At 73.3% G+C, this 23864-nt stretch carries 21 protein-coding genes; 9 read left to right on the top strand and 12 right to left on the bottom strand.

All coding sequences use genetic code 11. The features are described 5' to 3' along the window. Positions 1-191 precede the first annotated feature (191 nt). Entirely contained in the window at positions 192-1550 is a 1359-nt protein-coding gene (locus K7C98_RS31195; RefSeq protein ID WP_224195454.1) for a hypothetical protein, read from the top strand. A gap of 118 nt (positions 1551-1668) precedes the next feature. Further along, positions 1669-2352 carry a hypothetical protein gene (locus K7C98_RS31190; RefSeq protein ID WP_224195453.1) on the top strand — a complete coding sequence of 228 codons (684 nt, stop codon included), beginning with the start codon at positions 1669-1671 and terminating at the stop codon, positions 2350-2352. A gap of 188 nt (positions 2353-2540) precedes the next feature. Here K7C98_RS31190 and K7C98_RS45125 read toward each other — a convergent pair whose 3' ends face one another. The 7 genes from K7C98_RS45125 to K7C98_RS31155 all read right to left on the bottom strand — a co-directional run bounded on the left by K7C98_RS45125 (position 2541) and on the right by K7C98_RS31155 (position 11296). Beyond that, positions 2541-4067 carry a cyclic nucleotide-binding domain-containing protein gene (locus tag K7C98_RS45125; protein WP_224195452.1) on the bottom strand — a complete coding sequence of 509 codons (1527 nt, stop codon included), beginning with the start codon at positions 4065-4067 and terminating at the stop codon, positions 2541-2543. Then, complete coding sequence (locus tag K7C98_RS31180; RefSeq protein ID WP_224195451.1) at positions 4064-4867, bottom strand: aspartyl/asparaginyl beta-hydroxylase domain-containing protein; 804 nt, start codon at positions 4865-4867, stop codon at positions 4064-4066. The genes K7C98_RS45125 and K7C98_RS31180 overlap by 4 nt, the downstream gene beginning before the upstream one ends. Before the next feature lie 527 nt (positions 4868-5394). Next, a complete protein-coding gene (locus K7C98_RS31175; RefSeq protein WP_224195450.1) occupies positions 5395-6042 on the bottom strand; it encodes a peptide chain release factor-like protein in 648 nt (215 codons plus the stop codon). Beyond that, positions 6039-7169, bottom strand: coding sequence for an RNA ligase RtcB family protein (locus K7C98_RS31170; RefSeq protein ID WP_224195449.1), 1131 nt, complete (start codon positions 7167-7169; stop codon positions 6039-6041). Before K7C98_RS31170 ends, K7C98_RS31175 begins: the two co-directional genes overlap by 4 nt. After that, entirely contained in the window at positions 7169-7888 is a 720-nt protein-coding gene (locus K7C98_RS31165; protein ID WP_224195448.1) for a hypothetical protein, read from the bottom strand. The genes K7C98_RS31170 and K7C98_RS31165 overlap by 1 nt, the downstream gene beginning before the upstream one ends. A 574-nt stretch (positions 7889-8462) precedes the next feature. Then, entirely contained in the window at positions 8463-9905 is a 1443-nt protein-coding gene (locus K7C98_RS31160) for a serine/threonine-protein kinase (RefSeq protein WP_224195447.1), read from the bottom strand. Between the two features lie 26 nt (positions 9906-9931). Next, a complete protein-coding gene (locus tag K7C98_RS31155; protein ID WP_224195446.1) occupies positions 9932-11296 on the bottom strand; it encodes an Ig domain-containing protein in 1365 nt (454 codons plus the stop codon). Positions 11297-11484: 188 nt separating this feature from the next. Here K7C98_RS31155 and K7C98_RS31150 point away from each other — a divergent pair, with 188 nt between their 5' ends. Beyond that, complete coding sequence (locus K7C98_RS31150) at positions 11485-12003, top strand: hypothetical protein (protein ID WP_224195445.1); 519 nt, start codon at positions 11485-11487, stop codon at positions 12001-12003. A 363-nt stretch (positions 12004-12366) separates the two neighbouring features. Here the strand turns inward: K7C98_RS31150 and K7C98_RS31145 are convergent, their stop codons facing one another. Next, complete coding sequence (locus tag K7C98_RS31145) at positions 12367-12804, bottom strand: RNA-binding S4 domain-containing protein (protein ID WP_224195444.1); 438 nt, start codon at positions 12802-12804, stop codon at positions 12367-12369. Between the two features lie 208 nt (positions 12805-13012). Here K7C98_RS31145 and K7C98_RS31140 point away from each other — a divergent pair, with 208 nt between their 5' ends. The 5 genes from K7C98_RS31140 to K7C98_RS31120 all read left to right on the top strand — a co-directional run bounded on the left by K7C98_RS31140 (position 13013) and on the right by K7C98_RS31120 (position 17430). After that, positions 13013-14263, top strand: coding sequence for an RNA polymerase sigma factor (locus K7C98_RS31140; RefSeq protein WP_224195443.1), 1251 nt, complete (start codon positions 13013-13015; stop codon positions 14261-14263). Between the two features lie 37 nt (positions 14264-14300). Beyond that, a complete protein-coding gene (locus K7C98_RS31135) occupies positions 14301-14612 on the top strand; it encodes a DUF493 family protein (RefSeq protein WP_224195442.1) in 312 nt (103 codons plus the stop codon). A gap of 132 nt (positions 14613-14744) precedes the next feature. Next, the gene (locus K7C98_RS31130; RefSeq protein ID WP_224195441.1) at positions 14745-15368 is read left to right on the top strand and encodes a penicillin-binding protein activator LpoB; all 624 of its coding nucleotides are present in this window, start codon (positions 14745-14747) and stop codon (positions 15366-15368) included. Between the two features lie 7 nt (positions 15369-15375). After that, complete coding sequence (locus K7C98_RS31125) at positions 15376-16758, top strand: hypothetical protein (protein ID WP_224195440.1); 1383 nt, start codon at positions 15376-15378, stop codon at positions 16756-16758. A gap of 60 nt (positions 16759-16818) precedes the next feature. Further along, the gene (locus K7C98_RS31120) at positions 16819-17430 is read left to right on the top strand and encodes a hypothetical protein (protein ID WP_224195439.1); all 612 of its coding nucleotides are present in this window, start codon (positions 16819-16821) and stop codon (positions 17428-17430) included. Positions 17431-17521: 91 nt separating this feature from the next. On the opposite strand, the gene K7C98_RS31115 is transcribed toward K7C98_RS31120, so the two are convergent. Beyond that, entirely contained in the window at positions 17522-18301 is a 780-nt protein-coding gene (locus K7C98_RS31115; RefSeq protein ID WP_224195438.1) for an NAD(P)H-dependent oxidoreductase, read from the bottom strand. 120 nt (positions 18302-18421) lie between these two features. On the opposite strand from K7C98_RS31115, the gene K7C98_RS31110 reads away from it, so the two are divergent. Then, the gene (locus K7C98_RS31110) at positions 18422-19327 is read left to right on the top strand and encodes a LysR family transcriptional regulator (protein WP_224195437.1); all 906 of its coding nucleotides are present in this window, start codon (positions 18422-18424) and stop codon (positions 19325-19327) included. A gap of 267 nt (positions 19328-19594) precedes the next feature. On the opposite strand, the gene K7C98_RS31105 is transcribed toward K7C98_RS31110, so the two are convergent. The 3 genes from K7C98_RS31105 to K7C98_RS31095 are packed head-to-tail and all read right to left on the bottom strand — an operon-like array spanning position 19595 to position 23706. Beyond that, positions 19595-20260: an RNA polymerase sigma factor gene (locus K7C98_RS31105; RefSeq protein ID WP_224195436.1), complete on the bottom strand. Its 666-nt coding sequence runs from the start codon at positions 20258-20260 to the stop codon at positions 19595-19597. A gap of 40 nt (positions 20261-20300) precedes the next feature. Then, a complete protein-coding gene (locus K7C98_RS31100) occupies positions 20301-20660 on the bottom strand; it encodes a hypothetical protein (protein WP_224195435.1) in 360 nt (119 codons plus the stop codon). A gap of 52 nt (positions 20661-20712) precedes the next feature. Beyond that, entirely contained in the window at positions 20713-23706 is a 2994-nt protein-coding gene (locus K7C98_RS31095) for a protein kinase domain-containing protein (RefSeq protein ID WP_224195434.1), read from the bottom strand. Between the last annotated feature and the right edge of the window lie 158 nt (positions 23707-23864).

Below are 23864 nucleotides of genomic sequence, written 5' to 3'. Positions count from 1 at the left end.
CACCCGCGGCACCGCCCGGCCGCGCCGCCCTGTCCGCTCGCCGGCCTCGCCCGCGCGCGTCTCCGCCCCTCGCACGTTTTACACAGCCTTGACCGCCGCCCCTGCCGCGACCCGGTACACCCGACGTCGCAGGAGGCAGCATGCGGACGCGCGGACTGTTTGGTTACGCCACGGCGATCTTCCTCTCTCTCATGCCCGCCACGGGCGCGGCGCTGGCCCCCGGCGGGCTTCCACCTGTCCTCGAGGCCACCCTCGGTCGCGACCGCGGCCTCGTCGAGCTCGCGCGCCTGGCCGTCGCCGGCGACGACACCGCCGCGCGGGCCGCCCAGGAGCGCCTGCGGGCGGCCGGACCGGAGGGCCTCCGCGCCTTCGAGCGCGCCCACGGCCCCGCCCTCGCCGCCGCGCGCGCGGCCATCACCGCCGCCGCCGACGCGCCGTTCGACCAGCGCGACCCGGCCGGCCTCGGCGAGCCCGCGCGGGCCCGCCTCCTCGCCGCCCTCGACGCCGTGTGCGCCCAGCGCGACTGCGTCCTCTCGGGCCTCTACTGGCACACCGACCTCGACGAGGCTGTCCGAACGGCCAGGCGAGAGGGCAAGCCGATCGTCTCGCTGCGCCTGCTCGGCGACCTGCGCGAGGAGCTGAGCTGCGCCAACAGCCGCTTCTTCCGCGCCCTCCTCTACCCCGATCCGGGCGTGCACGCCCTGCTGCGCGAGCGCTTCGTGCTGCACTGGAGCAGCGAGCGGCCCGCGCCGAAGATCACCGTCGACCTCGGCGACGGCAAGACCATCACCACCACGATCACCGGCAACAGCGCCCACTTCGTCCTCGACAGCCACGGTCGCCCCGTCGACGTCGTCCCCGGCCTGCTCGCGCCCGCCGAATTCACGGCCGCGCTCGCGCGCGCCGGGACCGTCGCGCAGCAGACCGCCGCGCTCACCGGCGCGGCCCACCGCGACGCCCTCGCCGAGCATCACGACGCCCGCGTGCGCGCCCTCGACGAGGCCTGGACCCGCCTGACCGCCGCGGCCGGCCAGCGCGCCCGCCCGTGGCCTCGCGCCCGTCGCTCCGACGCCCCGACCCCGCGCGCCGGCGAGGCCGCGCCGCTGGCGATCAGCAAGATGGCCCCCGAGAGGCCGCTGCTCGGCGCGACCGGCGAGCCCGTCGACCCGGTGGCCACGCGCCTCGAGCGGATCGCCGACCTCACCGCGCCGGCGATCGTCCTCTCGCGCGCGAGCCTCGGCCTGGTCCGCACGCAGCAGTGGCGCAGCGGCGACGCGGCCCGCGACGCGGCCGCGATGACGACGGCGCTCGATTCGCTGCGCCGCACGCTGGCGCTCGACACCCTCGCCAACGAACAGGAGATCCACCGGGAGATCCACGGCTGGTGGACGCGCGGGAGCACCGCGCCCCGGGACCTGCAGTCACTCGTCCGTCGTGTGTACGACGAGCTGTTCCTGACGCCGGCCCGCGATCCCTGGCTCGGGCTCGCCGACCCTGCGACCTATGGCGGACTCGTCGGCGGCGGACGCCGGACACTCGCGCACCTGTGAGCGCGCGCGAGCCCGCCCTCTCGCACCCCTGCCGACAATTCCTGCCCCGAAGCACAGCCGACTGTGTAACTCTCAAGCCCGGAGGCCGGGGGCTTCGACCCCGCGGGCTCGGGTCCGCATGAGTGATTTCCTCGTCGAAGCCGCCCGTAGCAGCCCCGCCATCGCGGCGAGCCTGAGCAAGCTCCGGCAGCGCGCCGAGGCGGCGATCCGCGACGCCGCGATCGCCGACACGGTGCTCGACGCCCGCGACTCGGCCCCCGGCGTGACCGGCCAGCGCGGCTCGGACAGCGCCACCGTGATCCCGCGCGACCACGCACCCTCGGCCGCCCACGAATTCACCGGCTCGGCCAGGAGCTGGAGCGCCGACCTCCTGCGCGACGTCGCCGCGCCCGACGTGTTCGCCAGCAACCCGCTCGGCGAGCTCGAGCTGCTGGCGCTGCGCAGCGCCCAGGCCCTGCGCACCCAGGGTTCGCGCCTGCGCCAGGCCACTTTTCTCGTCGCCGGTCTGGCGGCGGCGATCGTCGGCGCCGGCCTCTACGCCGCCGTCCAGGGCGAGTACGGCCTGTCCGGCGGCCTCGTCGCCGGCGGCCTCGTCGTGCTCGCGCTGGTCATCGGCCGCTGGAACCCGTTCCGCCGGGCCGCCCGCTCCTCCGAGCTCGCCGAGCTCGCCGACGCCACCGCGACCACGCTGCGCCTGCGCATGCGCGCCCTCGCCGAGCTCGGCGACAGCAAGACCCGCACGCTCGAGCAGTGGAAGGTCGTCATCGAGATGACCGAGTCGGTCCGCCGCCGCCGCTCGTGACGATTTGTATTTGAGAGCATGTCATCCGAGACATGTCGCACTGGACATGTCTCAGTTGGCATGTCCAATGACACATGCGTCCCGCCCAGCGGACGCCGAAGGCCGCGGCCAGCGGCTGTTCGACGCGCAGGCCCGCCGGATCGGCCCGTCCGCGCCGCGGAGGCGGCTCTCGGCGTGGAGCGCCGACGTCACGAAGCCTCGGCCGCGGGGCCTCGCTCCGCGAGCGGCGGGACGTGGACGGTGCGCGCCCGCGTCGTCGCCCGGATGACCGTCGACGGCGTCACCTCGACGACCACCGGCGCCTGCGCCGACAGCTGCGAACCGCCCTGCTCGATCAACACGTCACCGTGCAGCACGACCACGAACGCCGCGTCGCTGACGTGCAGCCGGGCGCCGGGCTCGAGCTCGACGTGGCGACCGCGCCGGACCCACGCGAGTCGCTCCTCGCGTCCGAGCTCGCGATGCCGCCCGCCCGCGCGCAGGTGATCGTCGAAGATCCGGGCGGCGAAGACCTCCCAGATCGCGTCGCCCAGCGGCGCGCGGCGCATCGCTACCCGCAGGGCGGCGCCGGGGATCCGCACCAGCGTGGTGGGGATCACCGTGCGCACGGAGGCCTTGCGGCGGCCGCCGGCCAGCACCGCGATCTCGCCGAACAGCGAGCCCGCGCCGAGCTGGTCGATCATCACCTCGCCCTCGATCGTGCTCGCCTGCACCGCCACCGCGCCGCGGGCGACCACGTACAGATCGTCGCCCGCGTCGCCCGCGCGAAACAGCGTGTGCCCGGCGGGCAACGCCACGACCGCCGCGAGCTCGAGCACGCGCTGGAGGTCGGCGCCGTCGAGCGCCGCGAACAACGGCGCGGCCTGCAGCTGCCGCCGGACCGCGCGGGGTCGGACCAGGCGGTCGACGAGCGGCAGCCGCTGCGCCAGCGCCAGCGTCCCCTCCACCAGCGACCTGGCCCGCTCGCGGACGATCCGCGAGGCGATGCCGGTCAACATCGACGCGTCGATCGGGAACATCGTCACCAGCCCGTTGCCCTGGTTGTACGCCGGGTTCATGGCGACGAAGAAGCGCGCCGCGGGCTTGTCGGAGCGGCGCCAGTAGTCGCGCTCCGCCGCGCTCTCGCGCGTCGGCATCGACCCGGCGCGGATCAGCGGCCGGGCCGGATCGATGCGCCGCATCTGGAACTCGTCGGCCAGCTCGACGATGAACTCGAGCATGTCCGGCGGCACCGGCTCGTCGGGCCGCGGCCAGAACGTGTCGACGTAGCGCACCACCTGCAGGTAGCTCGACGGGTGGACGAACGAGCCCATGCCGAACATCGGCCGCCCCGGGTGCGCCAGCCGCTGCTTCAGCAGCACGCCGAGCGCCCAGCCGATGTTGGCGTTGCGCCCGCGATAGGCGCGGAGCATGCCGACCGACGAGCGGACCACGGTCGTCGCCACGTCGCGGAAGCGGCGCTCGAAGAAGTGGATGGCGAAGTAGCCGACGATGCGGTCGTCCGCGTCGCGGTGGAGCAGGATCGTCGTGAACTCCGAATTCGGCGAGACGAGGCCCTCGGCGATGTACTCGCGGGTCGCCCCGGCGAAGATGTCGGCGTAGACCGCGAGCAACGCGTCGACCAGCGCCTCGCGCTCGGCCTCCGCCATCGTCCGCGGGACCACCGCCTCGCTGCGGACGACCCGCCCGCGGGGAGCTTCGAGGCGCGCGTTCACTGCCCGCGCCCCTTCGCCTTGAGCAGCTCGCGGTACACCTTGGCGCTGAGCGGCGCGTACATCTCGAGCACCCCGACCTCCTCGACCGTGAGCTCCGGGTGGTACGCCTTGAGCAGCAGGACCGCGCGCGGCTGGCCGGTCCGGTTCCACGCCTCGTGGTCGAACGTGTCGTCGAAGATCAGCATGTCGCCGCCGGCCCACCCGCGCGTCTCGGTGTCGACGCGGATCGCCGTATCGCCCTCCGGGACGGCGAGCGGGAGGTGCAGCGTCAACTTGGCGTTGCTGCCCCCGAAGTGCGGCGGGATGTGGGTCCCGGGATCGAGCACCGACAGGAACAGCTCGAAGCGATCGAGCTGAGCCGGGCCGAAGCGATCGGTGATCGCCTTGATCGTCGGCACGCGCGCGAGCAGCTCGACGTCGGGCTGGTAGTCCTTGAAGAAGAACAAGTTCTTCCAGCCGCGGATCTTCTCGGGCTCGACCGACAGGTGGTCGTAGGGCACGCCCATGCGCGACGTGTCGAGCTGCTGGATCTCCGCCGCGATCGCCTCGCGCCCGGCCTCGAACGCCGTGATCATCTCCGTGAGGCGCCCGCACTGCTCGCGGGTCCAGAACGGCCGCGCAGTCAGCCCGGGAGTGTGCACCCACGTCGGCCGCTGCCGCTCGTTCTCCCAGACGGGAGACTCGAACGTGGACAGCGTGCTGGCCGCGATGCGGGCCACGGCGGCCGCGCCGTGGCGCTCCGCAGCGGCGGCCGCGACCGCGGCGATGGTTCGATCGACCTCGGGAATTCCTGTTTTCATATACGGATGCTCGCCTGCTGGCGGTGCTTCGCCCCGGTACTCGCGGCTCGGCCTCTCAACACCGCTCGAGCCGCTACGACTCGACTCTACGGCCGCGCCGGCGGCGACGCAAGCAGCGACGACGACCTTGCGCGCCGCAGGATCGGCCGGCAACTGCAGCAGCCGGCCGATTCTGCCGAGTGGAGGACCCCCGCATTCTCATGGCATTCACGCGAGCCGGGGCGACCCCGCCAACGCGGACGTCGACGGCAGAACCGGCGATTGCACCCCGCAGCGCGGCTTGGGCGGACCTGCAGCCCCTTGCAGCATTGCGGCGAGTGCCCTCATTCGAACATACGAGCCGCAGCCCTGACCCACCGAGCCTGCACGTGTTTCGGACAGGACATGGCCGTATTTGGCCACCCGTCGCACGACTCGCGCGCCGCTCCTCACCGGCAGGTCGGCCACCCACTGGCCCTCACCTCCACACGCGCGCGACGATCGACGCGGCGTTCGTCGCACCCACGAACGCCGCCTCGCGCTCGCGCTCACGCCCGCACGCGCGCGAACTCCGGCCCGCGGAACACCTGCCTGGCGTTGCCGCGCTCGATCGCGTTGTGCTCGTCCCAGCGGGCCCGCTCGGCCGCGCCGCGCTGGGCGGCCGCGCCGGCGAGCAGCAGGGCGGCCAGGCGTTCGCGGGCGATCCGGCGGTTCTGCGCCTGCGAGCGCTCGTCGCGGGCCACCACCTCGAGGCCGGACGGCTTGTGGCGCAGGCGGACCGCCGTGCTGCGCTTGTTGACGTTCTGCCCGCCGGAGCCGCCGCTGCGGATCGCCGACTCCTCGAGGTCCGCCTCGCGCAGCCCCGTCGTCGCCTCGGCCTCGACCGGCAGGCGCGTCACCTTCACGAACCAATTGCGCCGGCGGTGCTCCGGCCGCAGCGGGCTGCGCCCGATCCACTGCGCCGTGCCCTCCCAGCCGCGCAGCAGCGCCGCGATGACTTCCCCTTCGGACATGTCTTCCAATTCATAGACCAAGGACCATGTCATTTCCGCCGCCGGCCCGTGCGCGCGCAGCAGCTCGTGGCACCCGAGGCCCGCTGCCGCCGCCTCGGCGGCGAACGCCGGCCCGAGGCGGTGGACCACCCACGCCAGCTCCGGCGGGCCGTGCCCGCCGCTGATCAGCACCCACGCCTTCATCGCCGGCTCCTCGTCTTGTAGGTCAGCACCGGGCGCAGCGTCGCCACCACCGTGCACAGGCCGGCCGCGACCAGGTCGCCGACGACCGCGTCGATCTTCTTGTACGCCTCCGGCGCCTCCTCGTAGAGCAGCTCGCGGTCCTCGCAGACGACCCGCCCGCCGAGCTCCGTGCGCACCAGGTCGGCCGGGCGGTAGCGGCCCTGCAGGCGCTCCTTGACGTCGCCGCGGCGCCACTTCCGACCTGCCCCATGGGCCAGGGACCAGCCGGCCTCCGCGCGCGTCGGGTCGGGCTTCACCACGTAGCTCAGCGCCCCGCGCGAGCCGGGGATCACCACCAGCCCCTCGGTCGAGGGCGCCGCGCCCTTGCGGTGCAGCCAGCGTTGCGGCGCCCCGTCGGGGCTCGGCACCACCGCGTTGTGGCAGACGTCGAGCACCGGCGCGATCGCGGCGCCGAGCGCCTCGGCGAACCGGCGCGCGATCAGGGCCCGGTTGGCCCGCGCCCACGCCACCGCTCCGTCGTGCGCGCGCAGGTACTCGCGCGCGTCCTCGCCGTCGCCGGCGAGCCCCGCGGCCGCGAAGCGGTCGACGTGCGCGCGCAGGATCGCCTCGCCGAGCCCGCGCGAGCCGCTGTGGACCAGCAGCACCAGCGAACCGGCGTCGACGCCGAGCTGCGCCCACGCCTCCGCGTCGGCCACCGCCTCGACCTGCTGCAGCTCGGCGAAGTGGTTGCCGCCGCCGATCGTCCCGAGCGACGCGTCGTGGTCGGTCGGCGCGACTGTCCTTTCGGCCATGAACTCGCGCGCATCGCCCTCCCACGGCCCGTCGAGGTCGCCGAGGCGGTCGGCCCAGCGCTCGAGCTTCTGCTTGCGCTGCGGCAGGTCGGTGGTCCACAGCGCCATCCCGCAGCCGATGTCGTTGCCGACCAGGTGCGGGTAGATGCGGCCCTCGCTGACGAACGCCGCGCCGATCGGCGAGCCCTTGCCCGGGTGCAGGTCGGGCATGCCGACGGCCGCGATCATCCCCGGCAGCGTCGCCGTGCGCTCGAGCTGCTGCACCGCCTCGCCCTCGATCCACGTCCTCGGCGACGCCACGATCCGCACCGCCGCCTTGTTGCACTTTGCTTCCATCACCGCACCTCCTGCGGCAGGCGCCGCAGCTCGCTCTTGCCGATCTGCCGCTTCGCCGTGGCGTAGCGGTCGCGGTAGCCGTAGTGCTCCTGCAGCGTCGACTCGCGCTGCCACGTCGGGCCGAGGCCGCGCAGGTCGCCGAGCAGCACGTCGCGCAGGTCGAGCCAGTCCGGGGAGGCCGGGACCGGCGCGAGCGTGATCCGGTACCACTGCCCGCCGATCTTGCGGTACTGCGCGTCGCGGTCGATCGGCACCACGCCGCGCGCGGGCGGCGGCTTGAACCGCGCCGGCCGCGGCGGCACCTTCTTCAGCAGCCCCGTCTGCGGGCACACGTAGACCGGCGTCCAGCGGCAGCGCCGGAACTCCTGGACGCCGCAGGAGCCGCACTCGTACAGGTCGTCGCCGATCTGCACCACGTTGATGTAGACCATCTCGCGCAGGTGGTCGAGCACGTGCTTCTGCACCGCGCTCGTCACCCGCAGGGTCGCGGCGATCTCCGAGTGGACCGCGTTCCACGGCCGGCCCACCCGGCTCAGGAGGAAGCGGCGCAGCGGCGCCAGGTTCTCGTTCAGGTACTTCGAGCCGCGCCCGCGGCTGATCGGCTCGCTGGTCGGGGCGGGGTCGTGCTCCGGGTCGGCGCGGAAGCGCATCTCCGCCCGGCGGCCCTTGCCGCCCCACCGGCCGCCGGTGCGGGGCCGCTCGATGATCACTTCATACATGTCCCATCTCATATCGTCACCTCGCCTCTCCGCCCGCGCGGGCCAGGAGGTCGGTCTCACGTGAATCACAGCAGTTCGAATTGCCCATGGTGGTATTCTCGACACACGACAATGCCCGGGGCAGGCGCGGCGACGCTGCCCCCATTCGCCGCGACGCGACGAATGAACCAATGGTGGCCGTCCGCCGCCGCGTCAGGCCGGGCCGCGGGCGCTGCGGGCGCGCGACGTGCGGAGACGTCGCGGGCTGCAGCGCGCCCGCGGCCGCGCGCGTCGCCGGCGCTCACGGGGGCCAGAACGGCCGAATTCGGCCGCCTGGACCGCGTGAGCGGCGTCCTGCTGCGGCCCTGCGGGCGCGTGGTGTCGCGTCGTCGGAGGGACGACGGCGACTCACCACCCCGAGGGCGTGAGCGGACGCGGCGAGCGGGCCTGCGTTCGAGCGGAGCTGTGGCTCAGAGGCGCGACATGACACGAACCGCCTGGTGAGAGGCGATGGGGCACTCTATACATTGGGTCCCCGATCGCGTCAAGCGCCGGCGCGACGATTTTTCTGCGACCGTGATTGCGAGCGACGCGATCAATTGCGCGGCTGTGACGACAGGAACCACCCCAGGCCGGAGCCGAGGCCGGCGAAGGCGACGCAGACGATGAGGGTGTCGACGCCGTGGGTGTGGCCCTGGCCGGCGAAGCGGACCGACTGCAGGACGAAGCCGGCCACCAGGCCGATCGCGGCGCCGAGCACGATGACGGCCGGTCGCGCGGCCGGGCGGTTGTCGCGGATCATCAGGCGCTTGAGCGTCGGCGGGCGCTCGTCGAGGGCCTTGCGGAACGGGATCAGGCGCGCGTCGGAGCGGTGGATCGACGGCTCGACGGTCGGCATCTGGCCGGTGTCGCCGGACGCGAGGTAGAGCGCGGTGTTGCGGACCTTGCCGGCCAGCCGGCGCGACAGCTTGCGCAGCGCCTCGCGCATCTCCTCGGCCGACTGGAAGCGCTTGCCCGGGTCCATCGCCAGCGCGCGCTGGAAGAACTCGCGGAACGGCCGGGTGATGTTGGGGACGTGGTGCTCGATCGGCGTCGCCACGTCGGTGGCGATGCTGTAGACGAGCGAGTGGACGTCGTCGGCCTGGTGCGGCAGCTTGCCGGCGATCGCCTCGTAGAGCACCACCGCGGTGCTGTAAAGGTCGGTGCGCTGGTCGAGCTGCAGGCTCGCGGCCTGCTCGGGCGACATGTAATAAGGTGTGCCGAGCAGGCCGTCGGGCGCGCTGGTATCGGTGCCGGCGTCGAGCAGCAGCGACGCGCCGAAGTCGAGCACCTTGAGCCCGAGCTCGAAGGTGTCGGTCTCGAAGTTGCGGATGTTGGCCAGCATCAAGTTGTCGGGCTTGATGTCGCGGTGGACGATGCCCCGCTTGTGCGCGGCCAGCAGCGCCGACAACACCCCGTCCATCAGCTCGACCGCCTCGTCGGCCGGCAGCTTGCCGCCGCTGCGCTTGAGGTGGTCGCGCAGGCTGCCCTGGGTCAGCAGCTCCATCGTGATGTACTGCAGCTCGGCCGTGGCCGGCGAGATGTCGAGCACCCGGACGATGTTCGGGTGGCCCATCTCGCCCATCAGCTTGGCCTCTTGCCAGAAGCGCTCGATCACCTGCGGCTTCTTGCGGAACCGGTCGGCCAGGAACTTGATCGCCACGCTGCCGTGCAAGTGCGAGTGCTCGGCGCGCCAGACGATGCCCATGCCGCCGCGCCCGAGCATCGCCTCGAGCCGGTACTTGCCGTCGATCTCGGTGCCGGGCTGCAGCGCCGCCGCCCGCACGTCGCTCGGCACCCGCAGCCGCGGCTGCACGCCCGAGCGGTCGAGCGTGTTGCCCATCGTCGTCTGCATGCCCGGCAGACTCTGCGTCCGCACGCGCATGCCCGGGTCGGTCGTCGTCAGCCCCGGCGTCGGCGTCGCCAGGTTCGCCTGCGACGCCGACTCGCTCGGCAGCGTCGACTCGGGCGGGGGCTCCGGGTCCTCGGGCGACTTCATCGGGGGGGCCTGGGGCCCATGATGCCTCACTGAGGCCGGAAGATCACGGGGAACTCGAAGCTCGTGTTGTCGCCGTTGGCCAGGATGGCGTCCTTGCCCTGACAGTCGGACTGCTCGTCCGACAGGCAGTAGTCGATGCTCCACTGGGCCACGAACGGGCGGGTCTTGAACTCCGCCGGGGGGACTTCTCCCTTTGCCCACATCTCGTGTGAAAACCCGATCTTCGGCGCGCCCATGAGGGGCAGGAGCGAGCACTGGATCATCTTGTCGCCGTCGGGCTCGTTGGCGTCGGCGGCCAGCGGGCACAGCCCGAAGCAGCCGTCGTCGTCGGCCTTGCAGTCGCCGGTGCCGAGCGGCGACATCGTCACGCGGTACACGAAGCCGAAGAAGCACGAGTCGCCGCAGCTGCCCTTCTTCACCTCGAAGTACGGGTCGGCGTCGCCGCCGAGGCGCAGCGGCTGGTCGGGGTCGAACTCGATGACCATCGGCTCGAGCGCGTTGTCCAGCTGCCCGCTGTGGTCGCCGACGATCGAGTACGCCTTCGGGGCCTGCTGCGTCTGCCGGGCGCAGTAGGGCGCGTACACGCGGACGCCCGACTGCTCGGCCGCGACGATCCAGCCCCACCCGCCGTAGCGCGACTCGCCGATCGTCCCCGTGATCGCGCAGCTCGTGTCGTCGACGCCGAGCCCCATCGGCACCTTGCCGTCGCCCGAGTCGGCCGGCGTGGAGCAGGTGATCGGCGAGCCGTCGCCGCCGGTGATGTAGTCGAGGATCGTCTTGCCGCCCTCGACGATGCACGGGCCGTCGGCCGCGAGCGCGTCGTAGTCGACCTTGAGCATGTCGCCGATCGTCAGCGCCGGGCAGGTCGCCATCGCCACGTTGTCCTTGACGTCGGTGACGGTGATCTCGACGTCGTACTCGCCCGGGGTGGTCGGCACGCCGGAGATCGCGCCGTTGGTCGGGCTCATCACGAGGCCGTCGGGCAGGCCGGTGGCTGACCACGTGTAGCTCGGGACGCCGCCCGAGGCGGTCGGCTGGTGCTCGTACTCGGCCCCCTGCGCGCCCTTCGGCAGCGCCCCGCAGTCGACCTGCAGCGGCCCCGGCGGATCGTCGGTCGTCGTCGCGGTCGCGTCGGTCGGGGTGCTGTCCGTCGACGGCTCGACCGTCGTCGTCGGCACGTCGGTCGACGTCGACGTCGGCGTCAGATCGGTCGTCGTCCCCGGCGGCTCGGTGGTCTGCGACCCCGCGCTCTGGGAACCGCCACCGCCTGCGGCGTCGTCGTCGCCGCACGCCGCCACCAGCGCCGGTACGGCGAGCACGAACATCCACGTCCTTCCGGCCCCGGTGGGTCGCACCCGCCGAGAGCGGCCTTCGCTGGCGAACCGCCTCATCGTCGATCTCCTCTTAGTTCAAGAAACCCGGCAAACGGGCCGGCGGAGCATAGCACCTCGCCCCCGCCACCCCGGCGGAATTTCTGCACCGGCCGGGCCGTCTGGACCCGCCCGCGGCCCCCCGGCCGAGTTTTACCCGCCACTGCGGGTTTCCCGGCAGGCCGCCCGCGCTACTCTACCGTCCTCTCGTGAGCCTGTGGCAGCACCTCTGGCCCCCGCGGCCGCGTCGTCTCGAGCGCCTGCCCGACATCCTCGCGGCCGCGCGTGACGAGCTCGTCACGTTCAGCGGCGCCGTCGAGCCGCTCGAGGCCATCCACGATCCGGTCAGCGGCGATTCCGCGGTCGCCATCGACTACCGGGCCGCCCCGCCGCACAGCGTCGTCGGCGTCGCGGGCGCGCTCGGCGTCACCTCGCGGACCTTCCACGTCGCGCGCCAGCAGGCCGTCGACTTCCTCGTCGTCGACGGCCCGCATCGCGTCCTCGTCTGCGTCGACCGCGGGACCGACCTCGCCGCCCTCCATCGCGACCTGCTCGTCCGCCACGGCGTCGGCCTCCGCACCGAGCGGGCCCTGGTGCGCCCCGGCGCCCGCGTCTGCGTGATCGGCCGCCGGCTCGGGGCACGCCCGACTTCGCCGCTGCGCGACGAGCCGTACCTCGCGGTCGTGCGGGCGCAACGCTTCTGGCCGCTCGACCCGACGTCGCCATAGCCGAGCCTCACGACGTTCGCGTCGCAGCGTCACGGCGTTCTCGCGCGGCTCCCCGTCCTCCATGCAGATCGGTCCGACGGCCGCAGGAGAGGTTGCAGTCGCTCGGCTCCGATCACGAGGTTCATGCCGGCGCGGATCCTCCGGTCACGCGACCCACGCTCACCGAAGTCACGCAATCCGTGCTCACCGCCGTGCCGATCGGTCCCGTGCTCTGGACCGAGGTCACGCGCCCATGCTCGTCAGGTCGATCGGCCCGATCGACCGACTCGAATTCACTTCGCCGAACCTCGTCGATCGCTCCGGTCCTCGACTCAGGAGCACATGCTCGCCAGCGATCGGGCGACGACCTCATGCCGTCGTGGTTCAGTAGCCGCGCAGGCGGCGGATGTCACGGCGTTCTTGTTTGGTCGGCCGGCCGAGGCCGCGATCGCGCGTGACCATGCCGGGCACCTCGGTCTTGGGCGGGGGCGGCGGTGAGCGGTCGTTGTAGAGCGTGCGGGCCACGGCGGCCGGACCGCGGCGCTCGCTGAGTCCGAGCACCTCCAGGATCCGCAGCCCGTCGCCGGTCTTGATCGTGACCTCTTCGCCGCGTCGCAGCGACCGCGCCGCCTTCGCCGTCACGCCGCCGACCTTCACGTGACCGGCCGCGCAGGCCTCGCTCGCCAGGCCGCGGGTCTTGAAGCAACGGGCTGCCCACAACCACTTGTCGAGGCGCACCGACTGGAGTGCCGGATCGCCGGCCGGCCCGGTCGTCGCCGGGCTGGCCTCGCCCTCGTCGTCATCGTCGTCCGCGTCGTGCATACGGGGGCGTTCAGCATGCCCGGGTACCGACGAGTTCGCCAGCGCCGGCCACGCTGGCGCGGGCCCGCCCGGCCGCGCGATCGTCGCTGCCGGGGCCGTGAGCGCCGCGTCAGCGGAGTCTTCGCCGCCGCGTCGAACATGCCCCAAGAGACATCCCCACGGCCGCGCGCTTGACAAGCGAACCCGGCCGCGAAACCCTGATGAACGCATGCAAGGCGCCCCCCCGATCAACTTCGCGGTGCCCGGAGACGTCGGGGCCGCGCAGCGAATGGCCGCCGCCGCCCGCGGCGACGCCGTCGCCTTCATCGAGCTGTGCGAGAGCTACGCCCCGGCCCTGCTCGGCGCCACCTTGCGCATCCTCGGCGACCGCGTCGCCGCCGAGGGCGCCGTCTACGGCGTCCTGCTCGAGGGCTGGCGCAACGCCAAGCAATTCGACCCGCGTCACTTCAGCGTCCGCGTGTGGTGGACGATCGGCGCCCGGGCCGCGGCGCTGCGGTCCCTCCCGGAGCACCGGGCCGCGCGCATGGCCGCCGTGCACGACACCCAGATCACCACCCTCGACGACAGGACCGAGGCGCCCGACGTCGGGCCGCTGCGGCAGGCCGTGCAGAGCGCCATGCTCGACCTCGACGACGAGCCGCGCAGCGCCCTGCAGCTGGCCTACTTCGAGGGCCTCAGCGCCGGCGAGATCGCCGACCGGGCCCGCACCAGCCCCGAGGTCGTGCGCGGCCAGGTCGCCGACGGCCTGCGGCGGTTGTCGGCCGCGCTGGCCGGCAGCCCGCCGCCGACCGACGTCCCGCGGCCGCACGATCGCCTGGCCGCCGCCTACTTGCTCGACGAGCTGTCGCCCGAGGACCGGGCCCGCTTCGACCTCGGCGAGGCGATCGGCGAGCTGCAGGCCAGCGAGGTCGCGGCGCTGCGCGACAACGTCCACGGCCTCGCGCTCTACACCTTCCCGGCGGCCCTGCTGCCGCAGACGCGCGCGCGCCTGGTCGCCGCGATCGCCGGCCCCGAGCGCCTCAGCCCGTTCGCGGACGACCTCGCCAACTTGCTGCGCCTGCCGCACCACGACGCCCGCGAGATCCTCGCCCGCGTCGACGCCCCCCGCGGCTGGCGCGACGACGCCGGCCTGCGGATCCTGCCCCTCGAGAGCGGCTCCGAAGTCCGTGTCCCTGAGAGCATGTCCGAAGAGTCAGGCACGGTCGACGCCGGCGACGTCACGGTGGTGCAGCGCGCCTCGTGGCCGCGGCGGCTGATCGTGCGCGTCGCGCCGGGCGCCGTGATCCCGTCTCGCTATCCGCACAGCGAGGCGCGGGTGCTGGTGCTCCAGGGCGGGCTGAGTCAGGAGGAGGCCGGCGCGGCCCGGCCCGGCGATCTGGTGCCGTGGCCCTCGGGCACCACGCTGGGCGTCGCCGAACCCGGCGGGCCCGAGCTGATCCTCGCCGTCCTGAACCAATGAGGTGCTCCGCGGGCCGTGGCGTGCTAACCACGGCCCCATGTCCGGATCTACCCACAGGCCCGAGGAGTCGCGTCGGGCTCCCGCGCGCGAGGCGATCCTCGCCGCCCACAGCTTCCCCGGGGAGTACACGATCAAGGCCTTCGGCCCCGCCGACGAGGCGTTTCGGGCCGCCGCGGTCGACCTCGCGCACGCCGTGGTCGGCGCCGCGCGGGTGGTCGTGAGCGAACGAGGCACCCGCTCCGGCGACCGCGTCTGCCTGACGCTCACCCTCCAGGCCGAGCGCGTCGAGGACGTCGAGGAGGTGTACGCTCGCCTGTACAGCCTCCCCACGGTCCTCTTAATCTTCTGAGCATCGGGGCGCCGCTCATGCCTTGCGCTCCGGCTCACTGTCCCGCACGCACGTCACCCCGGCCCTCCTGAATGTCTCCGCGGCGCCGCGGGTCTGAACCCCTGCGCTCCCGTCCCCCTCAGCCCACTCGCCATGCCTGTACGTCCACTCCAGCTCATCGCCCTAGGCGTCGCGCTCACCACCGGCCTCGGCGCCAACCTCGGCTGCAAGCCGAAGGCGGTGCGCGGCGGGCCCGGCACCGAGAACCCCAACCTCGACCAGGGCGCGATGAGCACCACGCTCGATCGCAAGGACCTGCAGGATCTGCTGCAGGTCTCGCTCGAGAAGCTGCACGCCTCGCCGTTCTGGGCCCAGGTCAGCAGCTTCCCCGCCCCGGTGGTGGTGGCGATCTGGCCGTTCAAGAACGAGACCTCCGAGCACATCGACGACCAGCTCAACACCCTGCTCGGCGACCTCGAGACCGAGCTTGTCAACAGCGGGGTGGTCCAGGTCGTCAGCCGCGAGCGCCAGGCCGAGATGGCCAGCGAGGCCGCGGTGCAGCAGAACCGCTCGGTCTACGACCCCAACTTCGCCGCCGAGATCTCGCGCCAGATCGGCGCCAAGTACTTCGTCACCGGCAAGGTCGGCAGCGTCGACGAGTTCTTCAACAAGGAGCGGCGGGTCCAGTACACGCTGTTCATCCAGGTGATCGAGGTCGAGACCAGTCTGGTGCGCTTCCAGTACAAGGCCGAGCGCAGCAAGGCGATCGTCCGCTAGAGGCGCCATGCCACCCGTGTCCGCGCGCCCGAGAGCCGGCCTCGCGCTCTCGCTCTGCCTGGCCCTCGGGACAGGTTGCGCGACCTACTCGGACCGCACCCGCGAGGCGCGGGCCTCGGCGCAGGTCGGCGACCTGCGCGGGGCCGAGAAGCAGGTCAACAAGCTGCTCGGCACCCGCACCAGCGCGGACATGCCGACCAAGTGGAAGAAGGACACCGCGCTGGCGCTGCTCGAGCGCGGCATGATCCTCCACGCCGGCGGCGCCTACAAGCTCAGCGCCCGCGACCTCTCGGTCGCCGAGAAGCAGCTCGAGCTCCTCGACATCGCCCGCGACGGCGCCGGCCAGCTCGGCAAGTACGTGTTCTCCGACAGCGCCACCAAGTACAAGGCGCCGCCCTCGGAGAAGCTGGTCCTCAACGCCTACAACCTCCTCAACTACCTCCTGCAGGGCGACCTCTCGGGCGCGCGCGTCGAGGCCAAGCGCTTCACCGTGATGCACGAGTACCTCACCAGCTACGACCGGCAGGACCGGCCCGAGGGCGCGGGCGACGTCGTCCACCCGCACGGCGCGTTCGGCAGCTGGCTGGCCGGCTTCGTGTTCGAGCGCCTCGGCGAGCACGACAGCGCCCTCCGCTACTACGACGAGGCCCTGCAGGCGCGCCCGTTCGCCAGCCTCGTCGGCCCGGTCCAGCGGCTGTCGGCGCTCGGCGGCTACCGCACGCCGCACATCGATGCTGTCCTCGGGGGCATGTCCTACGAGGCAACCCCGGCGCCGACCGAGCTCCTCGTGGTCGTCAGCGTCGGCCGCGTCCCGCTCAAGGAGCCGCGGCACATGCCGATCGGCGCCGCCATCGGCCTGGCCCACGCCTACATCACCGGCGACAGCCGCGTGCTCGAGCGCAGCGCGCTGAAGATGGTCGTCTACCCCGAGCTGGTGCCGTCGAACTCCGCGTTTCAGACCGCCGAGGTGCGCGTCGACGGCCAGCCGGTCCAGCTCGAGATCGCCAGCGACATCCAGACCGAGGTCATCGCCGAGTACGAGCGGATGAAGCCGAAGATCATCGGCGCCGCGATCTCGCGCCTCATCGTCCGCGCGGCCGTGGCCGAGGCCGCGCGCGCTGCCGGCAACAGCTCGGAGAAGGGCGGCGCGATCATCGGCCTGTTCGCCGCGCTCGCGGCCGAGGGCGCCCTGCTCGCGGCCGACCGGCCGGACACGCGCTCCTGGACCCTCTTGCCCGCGCTCGTCCTGGTCGCGCGCGTCCCTGTCCAGCCCGGCCCCCACGCCGTCACCGTCGCCGCCAGCGGCCCGGGCGGCAGCGAGACCCGCAAGTACGACGTCGACCTCCGGGCCGGCGGCTATGTTGTGCTCGACGTCACCACCCTGCGCTGACGCTGCCCTACGCTTCTCTCGTCCTTGACCGTCGCCTTTCATCCCTCGAGGTGCCCCATGATGCGTCGTCGCCTTCGTCTCCGCGCCCTGCACTCTCTCCTCACGGTCATCGGCGCCTACCTCGCGATCTGCAGCTTCGCACCTGTCGCCGAGGCCAGCGTGCTCGGCCGCCGCGGCATCGAGATCGAGGGCCCGCAGGACCGCCGCGGCTTCTACATCGGGCCCGGCATCGGCTTCGGCGCCACCTACTTCGACAGCCCGCTGTTCGCCCGCACCTTCAACGAGGCCACCGCCTTCATCCCGGCCGGCCGCGTCGAGCTGGCCCTCGGCGGCGGCGTCGGCAAGCGCCTCACCCTCGGCGTGAACCTCCACCTCGGCACGTACATGTCGAGCCGCTTCGGCCCCAAGATCTTCTTCGGCGGCGACGTCGAGGCCAATGTCTTCATCGTCCGCGGCTTCTTCGTCCGCACCGGCCTCGGCATCGGCGGCGTCCCCCAGGGCGACGGCCGCCGCGTCCGCATGGGCGCCGGCGGCGTGGTCGGCCTCGGCTACGAGTTCTGGCTCAACGCCAGCGCCGCCCTCGGCGTCGCCCTCCTCTACGACATCCGCGCCGTCCCCGGCGACGGCCTGCGCCACACGCCCTACGTCGGCCTGCGCTTCGCCTGGTACTGACATTCGCTCCGGCGACACCGGCGGTCGAATTCGTCCACCTGCCGCTCTGCTGCACGCTCGGACGCCTCGACCTGACGCTGACGTGAAAACCTCACCTCCGGTGCAGCCGCAGGCCCTGCAGCCCCGCGCGCTCGAGCCCGTCCTTCAGCCGCATCGACGGGATCTCGTAGTCCCCCGCGTTCTGCGGCCGGAACGAAATCGGCGCCTCGACGAACAGCCCCGCGAGCCGGCGATCGAGCTCGCCCGTCACGTCGTGAAAGCGCTCCGCGTCCATGCGATCGGCGCGGTAGACCACGAACGGCTCCATCACCGAGAAGCCCGGGTAGAACAGGATCCCGTGCTGGATGGGGAACAGCAGGTCGTCGATCGGCCCGTTGATCCCGCGCTCCTCGTAGTGCTCGGCCCAGCCGCCGGCCGTGACCACCAGCATCGCGCGCTTGCCCGCGAACACGCCCTCGCCGTAGCGGTCGCCCCAGCGCCGGTCCGAGTGTTCGCCGACGCCGTAGGCGAAGCCGTGCGCGAACACCCGCTCGACCCAGCCCTTCATGATGGCCGGCATCGAGAACCACCACAGCGGGAACTGCAGGATGACCGCGTCGGCCCACAGCAGGCGTCGCTGCTCGCGGGCCACGTCGGCCGTCTGCGTGCCCTCGGCGAATGCGCGGTGGGACGCCGCGACGACCTCGAGGCGTGCGCCCGCGGGCTCGGCCGGGAAGTCGGCGCCGTCGAGCGCGGCCTTCCATCCTTCCGCGTACAGATCGGAGACCAGGACCTCGTGCCCGGCGGCGGCGAGCGTGGCGACCATGCGATCGCGGAGCGATCCGTTGAGCGAGCGCGGCTCGGGGTGGGCGTAGACGATGAGGATCTTCATGGGGTGTCCTTTCCGAAGCACCGACCTCCGGGGCGTACGCCCGGCATGGCCTACCTCCAAACCTAGGCCCTCGCCGCCGCAGCGTTGAAATCGCGGCTCTTCTGTGCTGCTATAACCGCGGTGGATAGCAGCCGCCTCGACCTCAACCTGCTCGTCGCGCTCGACACCCTGCTCGCCGAGCGCAACGTGACGCGGGCCGCCAGGCGCCTGAACATCAGCCAGCCGGCGCTGTCGGCCCAGCTGCAGCGGCTGCGCGACCTCCTCGGCGACCCGCTGCTCGTCCCTGCCCAGCGCGGCATGACGCCGACCAAGCGCGCGCTCGAGCTGCAGGCGCCGCTGCACGAGGCGCTCGCGGGCGTGCGCGCCGTGCTCGCGGCCGGGACCGGCTTCGACCCCGCGACCGCCCAGATCACGATCTCCGTCGCCGCCTCCGACTATGTGCAATACGCCCTGTTGATGCCGCTCGCGTTTCAGCTCCGCCGCGAGGCTCCGGGCGTGCGCCTCGCCTGGCGGGCCCTCGACGCCGCCCAGCTCGCGGGCCAGGCGGAGCGCGGCGAGGTGGACCTCGCCTTCATCACCCCCGAGACCGCGCCCGAGCAGCTGCGCAGCCGGAAGGTCCTCGACGAGCGCTACGTCGTCATCGTCCGCCGCGACCACCCGCGGGTGTCCGGCGCCATCGACCTCGACCTGCTGTGCGCGCTCGACCACGTGGTGGTGAGCCCGCGCGGCGGCGGCTTCGCGGGCGCGACCGACGTCGTGCTCGCCGCTCGCGGCCGCGCGCGACGCGTGGTCCTGTCGGTGCCCTCGTTCCTCATGGTCCCCGAGCTCGTCGCGCGCTCCGACATGGCCGCGCTGGTCCCCGGCCGCCTCGCCCGCGACCGCGCCGACCGCCTCCAACTGCTCGAGCCCCCCGTCCCCGTACCAGGCTTCTCCATCAGCATGGTGTGGCACCGCCGGCTCGCCAAACACCCGGCGCTCACGTGGCTCCGCGACCGCGTGCGCTCGTTCGCCCGCGGCCTCGAATGAGGCGATCACCGCATCTATGACGATATGTTCATCAGGACAGCTCTAGCCGCCTGCACATCAGGCTATTCGATATATAATGGCACGAGCGCGGGCAGGTCGCTCCCGCCCGCGCTCGTTCGCGGCGCTACGGCGGTAGACGACCACGTACGGATCCCAGGACAGGTCTTGGCGCTCACGGGTAAAAGAGCGACGACCCCCTTGGTTCGATCCAAGATAATTCGAAGTTTCTTCGCCCGGTGAGAGGCGCGTCCGTGCGCCTCGACGCGATCAACCGTCGTCGCTCGCCGCGCCCAGCTCCTGCCCGCAGCGCGCCGCCCAGTCCTCCAGCCGCGTCAGCGTGCTCTCGAGCACGTCGCGCGAGCGGGCCAGGCGATCCATCGCCGCGTGCAGCGCGTCGCGTGCCCGCTGCAATCGGCTCCGCACCGTGGCGGCAGGCACTCCGAGCACCTCGGCGATGCGAGCGGTCTTGAGGTCCTCCCAGTAGTGCAGCTCGAGCACCACCTGGTAATTGACGGGGATCGAGCGCAGGGCCTCGAGCAGGAGCCGCTGCTCCTGGGTGCGGGCGATGATCGAGACCGCGCCCGGATCGAGCTCCTCGACGGAGACCTCGTCGAGGTCAGCCTCGGCGACGTCGCGCGCGCGCCGGCGCAGGTGGCGACACAGCGCGTGGTAGGCGATGCGCAGGAGGTAGGCGCGAAACCGGCTGGCGTCCGTCACGCGCTCGCGGCTCGCCACGCTGGCGACGAAGGTCTCCTGCATGAGGTCGGCGATGTGCTCGGCGCCCACCTTGTTGCGGAAGTACCGCTTGAGCAGGCGATAGTGGCGGGCGAACAGCTGCTCGCCCGCCTCGCTGTCCCCCGCCCGCCACGCCTCGAGCAGCTCCGCGTCGGTCGACGCGTCGGAGGGCGGCACGCGAGTCGGAGGCGAGGCCATGACGGGGGGCCCGCGAGGATACGCGAGCGCCGCGGCCGTGTCACTCGTGGCGGGTCGGGGGGCACGTCGTCTGCGGCTTGAACTTCGGCGATTTCGTCGGGGTGTAGAGCGGCGGCACGACCGCATTCTCCGTCGTCGGGTCGGTGTAGTTGACCACGACGGTGTACTCGGTGCCGAGCTGGCTGGTGGTGAATTCGACCCAATCTGCGCCGTAGGCCGGGCCGCTCGGGCTCACGCCCTGGACGCCGACGGTGCCGACCTTGCCGTCGACGCGCAGCGGGACGAAGTAGATCCGCACAGTCGGCGCCGAGGAGGTGACGCGCACGGTGTAGACCGCGCCGCCCTCCTCGAGGTCTTCGACGTGCATATAGGTGGGGTTGGCGGTGATGCATTGCGTCATGATGGGTCTCCTGGATTCGCGGTCGTAGTTTGCGGTCGTCGTTGCTCGGAGCTCATCCGCCGGCGAGGCGGCGCTCGCTCGCGCTGGCGCCTGCGCTGTCGAGCAGGACGGCCAGCATCGCCTCGCCCCCGGCGACCGCGCGGGCGTGGGCCCGGGCGCGCCGCAGCGCTGCCGCGCCGTGCGGACTGGCCGGATCGCGGCGCATCGCCGCGAGCCCCGAGACCAGCGCGAAGGTGACGCGATCGAGCTCGCCGGCGGGCGCCTCGGCGAACTCGCCCAGGCGCGCCGCGACGCGCTCGTGCTCGCCCGCGACCAGCTCCACCGCCGCCAGCCCCAGGCGCGCGTCGGTGCTCTCCTCGCTGCCCGGCCCGGCCTCGGCCTCGATCGCGGCGCGGCCCGCCTCGAGCTCCACGCGCGCCGCCGCGACCTCCCCCGCCGCCAGCAGCGCCCAGCCCAGCGCCACCCGGAACGACGCCGTGTAGGGATCGTCGGCGCCGTGGGCCGCGGCGTAGCCCGCCACGGCGCGACGGAAGGCGGCGATCGCCGGGCCCGGCCGGCCGAGGAAATAGTGGCCCGTGCCGAGCAGCGCCGCCGTCTCGGCGTGCTCGATCCGCGAAGGCGCGAGGATCTTGCGGAACACCGCCTCGGCGCGGCCGGCCAGCGTCACCGCGGGCTCGAACCGCCCCGCGTCGAGCTCGAGCTGGGCCAGCACGAACGCGGCCCTGCCCGCGTCGAGGCTCGTCGCCTCGTCGGTGCCGGCCCAGATCGCCACGGCGCGCCGCAGCAGCACGCCGGCGAGCGCCTCGTGGTCGGCGCCGGCGCGCGTCGAGTCGCGGATGGCCTGGGCGAGGTTGTACGCCGCCCGGGCCACCTCGGGGTGCCGCGGCCCGAACACGCGCTCGCGCTGGCCGAGGGCGCGCTCGAAGGCCTCGCGCGCCGCGGCGGCCTCGCCCTGCTCGAGCAGCGCCGTGCCGAGGTTCGACGCCGCGTGCGAGGCGTACAGCAGGTCACCCTGCTGCGTGAGCGCGGCTTCGGCGGCGCGCAGCTGTTCGACCGCGACCGCGAACTCGCGGGCCAGCAGCGAGAGGTTGCCGCGGATGGCGTCGAGGCGCGCGGCCGTGCCCGCGTCGAGCCCCACGCGAGCGCTCGCCGCGTCGGCGCGCCGCAGCCACCGGCGCCCCGCCGCGAGATCGGGCGCCTCGGTCGCCGCCACCATCGCCAGGTGGCGCCAGCTGCTGGCGAGCACGCGATCGTGATGCCCCGCCTCGGCCGCGTCCGCGGCCTGTTCGAGGCGCTCCAGGCCGTCCTCGCTGCGGCCCCGCGCCAGCGCGGTCCGCCCCAGCAGCAGCTGGACCTCGGCCGTCAGCGGCTCGTGGGCGAGCGCGCGCGCCCACGCCTCGAGCGGGATGGCCGCCGTCCACGCCGCCTCGACCCGCCCCGCGCGCAGCTCGGCCTCGGCGAGCGCCAGCTGCTCTCGCACCTGCTGCACCTCGCCGGCCAGCGCCGCCGGCGGCTCGGGCGGGCCGCCTCGCCGGGCCTCGCGCTCGCACGCCTGCGGGTCCTCGAGGTGCAGCACCGCCCCGGGCGCCGCGCGCAGCGCCTGCGGCTCGCCGCGCAGCAGCTCGGCGATCAGGACCTGCGCCGCGCTCCGCTGGCGCTCGAGGCAGCGTCCGAGGCGGTCGAGCACCACCGGATCTCCGCCCGCCCGGGCGCGACACAGCGCCCCGCGGGCCGCCAGCCAGCGCGTGCGCCAGCGGTCGAGGCCCGCCGCCACCGGGCCCTCGCTGTCGGCCAGCCAGGCCATGCCCTCGGCCGCGCTCGCGCGGGCGAAGCCGTCCCCGAGCTGCGCGCGCGCCTCGGCTCCCCACGTATCGTCGAGCTCGCGCGCCATCGCGGCGCACTCGTCGAGCACCGGCGTCGCGCTCCACCACGCCACCGAGAGCCCGCTGAGCGACGCCACTGCGAGCGCCGCGAGGCCCGAGCTCGTCGCGCGCCGCCGCGCTCGCCGGCGGGCGAACCCCGCCTCGATCGCCGCGAGCAGCGCGTCGACGTCGTCCCAGCGCCGGGCCGGCGCGACGTCCAGGCCGCGGCGAAGAATCGGCCACAGCCACCGCGCCACCGCGTCGGCCGGCGGCTCGGCGGGTGTCCAGTCGACGCGGCCGCGCAGCACCTCCTCGACGGTCCGCCGCGGGAACGGACGGCGGCCCCACAGCCCCTCGTAGATCGACACGCACAGCGCGAACTGATCGGCGCGCGCGTCGGCGCGGCCGCGGAATTGCTCGGGCGGCATATAGGCCGGCGTGCCCGCGACCTCGCCGGTGCGCTCGGGGGTCGAGGAGCCGTCGCGCCAGGCCTCGCTCGCCCGCTCCAGCATCGTCTCGCCCGGCTCCGCGTCGCCGCACTCGAGCGCCGCGAGCCCGAAGTCGACGACCGCGACGCGACCGTCGACCCCGCGCAGGATGTTGTCGGGCTTGAAGTCGCGGTGGATCACCCCGGCCCGATGCGCGGCGGCCAGCCCCCGCGCCGCGTCGAGATAGGCCGCGAGCACCTGCTCCCAGCCCGGCCCCGGGCGGCCGGCGAGCCAGTCGCGCAGGCTCCCGCCCTCGATGCGCTCCATCGCCAGGTAAGTGCGCCCGTCGTGCTCGCCGACCTCGTACACGTGCACGACGTTGGGGTGAGCCAGCCGCGCGAGGGCCCGCGCCTCGACGCGCAGGCGTGCGGTCGAGCGGGGGTTGGCGAGGTGGGCGTGCACGAGCTTGAGCGCCACGGGCCGGTCGAGCTCGTCGTCGAACGCGAGGTGGACCTCGCCCATGGCTCCGGCCCCGAGGGCATGCACGAGGCGATAGCGGCCGATCCGCGGCGCCGCCCCGCGGGCGAACAGGCGCGACCGCAGCTCCGCGAACAGGCGCCGGTCGTCCACCCCGCTGAACGCGAGCTCCGCGGTGCCGGCGTCGGGCGACGGACCCTCGCCGGTGAACGGCGTGGACGCGACCTCACCCGGGTCGAACGACCCGGACGTCGGCGAGCCTCCCCGCTCGTGTCGCACGCTCTGCGGCCTCACCTCGCCCCTGCCCCCAATCAACCCGCTCCCTTCCTAAGCCGTCGTCGGCACGAGCGTCAAGCCGTGGCGATCTCGAGCAGGCAATCCTCACCAAAGCCCGCCGCCCGCCCACCGCCCGCCCGCGCCCGCAGTGCATCGCGACC

This window comes from Nannocystis pusilla, assembly GCF_020073745.1.
GTDB classification, from domain to species: Bacteria; Myxococcota_A; Polyangia; order Nannocystales; family Nannocystaceae; genus Nannocystis; species Nannocystis radixulma.
Note: the sequence above shows the minus strand (reverse complement) of the source record. Positions and strands in the feature narration are given on the sequence as shown.

Bases quoted from the DNA above. Each gene is read 5' to 3' on its own strand.
- K7C98_RS31180 (WP_224195451.1), bottom strand. From the start codon at position 4,867: ATGAAAACAGGAATTCCCGAGGTCGATCGAACCATCGCCGCGGTCGCG.
- K7C98_RS31170 (WP_224195449.1), bottom strand. From the start codon at position 7,169: ATGGAAGCAAAGTGCAACAAGGCGGCGGTGCGGATCGTGGCGTCGCCG.
- K7C98_RS31100 (WP_224195435.1), bottom strand. From the start codon at position 20,660: ATGACGCAATGCATCACCGCCAACCCCACCTATATGCACGTCGAAGAC.
- K7C98_RS31120 (WP_224195439.1), top strand. From the start codon at position 16,819: ATGCGTCGTCGCCTTCGTCTCCGCGCCCTGCACTCTCTCCTCACGGTC.
- K7C98_RS31195 (WP_224195454.1), top strand. From the start codon at position 192: ATGCCCGCCACGGGCGCGGCGCTGGCCCCCGGCGGGCTTCCACCTGTC.
- K7C98_RS31115 (WP_224195438.1), bottom strand. From the start codon at position 18,301: ATGAAGATCCTCATCGTCTACGCCCACCCCGAGCCGCGCTCGCTCAAC.
- K7C98_RS31145 (WP_224195444.1), bottom strand. From the start codon at position 12,804: ATGCACGACGCGGACGACGATGACGACGAGGGCGAGGCCAGCCCGGCG.
- K7C98_RS31155 (WP_224195446.1), bottom strand. From the start codon at position 11,296: ATGAGGCGGTTCGCCAGCGAAGGCCGCTCTCGGCGGGTGCGACCCACC.
- K7C98_RS31175 (WP_224195450.1), bottom strand. From the start codon at position 6,042: ATGAAGGCGTGGGTGCTGATCAGCGGCGGGCACGGCCCGCCGGAGCTG.
- K7C98_RS31130 (WP_224195441.1), top strand. From the start codon at position 14,745: ATGCCTGTACGTCCACTCCAGCTCATCGCCCTAGGCGTCGCGCTCACC.
- K7C98_RS31105 (WP_224195436.1), bottom strand. From the start codon at position 20,260: ATGGCCTCGCCTCCGACTCGCGTGCCGCCCTCCGACGCGTCGACCGAC.
- K7C98_RS31125 (WP_224195440.1), top strand. From the start codon at position 15,376: ATGCCACCCGTGTCCGCGCGCCCGAGAGCCGGCCTCGCGCTCTCGCTC.
- K7C98_RS31190 (WP_224195453.1), top strand. From the start codon at position 1,669: ATGAGTGATTTCCTCGTCGAAGCCGCCCGTAGCAGCCCCGCCATCGCG.
- K7C98_RS31165 (WP_224195448.1), bottom strand. From the start codon at position 7,888: ATGTATGAAGTGATCATCGAGCGGCCCCGCACCGGCGGCCGGTGGGGC.
- K7C98_RS31160 (WP_224195447.1), bottom strand. From the start codon at position 9,905: ATGAAGTCGCCCGAGGACCCGGAGCCCCCGCCCGAGTCGACGCTGCCG.
- K7C98_RS31135 (WP_224195442.1), top strand. From the start codon at position 14,301: ATGTCCGGATCTACCCACAGGCCCGAGGAGTCGCGTCGGGCTCCCGCG.
- K7C98_RS31140 (WP_224195443.1), top strand. From the start codon at position 13,013: ATGCAAGGCGCCCCCCCGATCAACTTCGCGGTGCCCGGAGACGTCGGG.